The organism is Falsiroseomonas oryziterrae (assembly GCF_021864505.1).
GTDB classification, from domain to species: Bacteria; Pseudomonadota; Alphaproteobacteria; order Acetobacterales; family Acetobacteraceae; genus Falsiroseomonas; species Falsiroseomonas oryziterrae.
Window position 1 is genome coordinate 1 of the sequence record NZ_JAKJIB010000715.1, and the last position, 550, is coordinate 550.

The 550-nt window shown below is 76.9% G+C and carries 1 protein-coding gene; it reads left to right on the plus strand.

Annotation, left to right across the window (positions count from 1 at the left end):
• The coding region (locus L2I40_RS24300) for an NAD-binding protein (RefSeq protein WP_237217889.1) at window positions 1-520 on the plus strand (520 nt) is incomplete at its 5' end.
• Window positions 521-550: the final 30 nt, after the last annotated feature.

The window sequence follows — 550 nt, forward strand, 5'->3', positions numbered from 1 at the left end:
TGCCCCGGTCTCGGGCGGCCCGGCGGGGGCGGGGGCGGGGAGCCTGACCGTCATGGCCGGCGGCGCGGCGGAGGCGCTGGAGGCGGCGCGCCCCGTGCTGGCGCGCATCGCCGCACGCATTGTCCATGTCGGTGAGGCCGGTGCGGGGCAGGTGGCGAAGCTGGTCAACAACCTGCTTGTCGCGACGCATCTCGTCGCGGCGGCGGAGGCGCTGCGGATCGGCGAGGCTGCCGGCGTGCCCGTCGCGTCGCTGCTTCCGGTGGTCAACGCCGCCTCCGGCCGCTCGGCCGCGACCGAGGTGAACCTGCCGCGCTGGGTGTTGTCCGGCAGCTTCGACAGCGGCTTCACCGCGGGGCTGATGCGGAAGGATGTGCGGCTGGCGATGGAACTTGCCTCCGCCGTCGGCGCCGATCCCGGCGCCTGCGGCCGGGCCGCTGCGGCCTGGGAGGCGGCGCCGGTCGGCGACGACGCCGATTTCAACCGTGTTGCGGCCGCGATCCTGGCCGGGGGGCGGGCATGACCGCCGCCGGAACCGCGGCCGGCGTCGCGG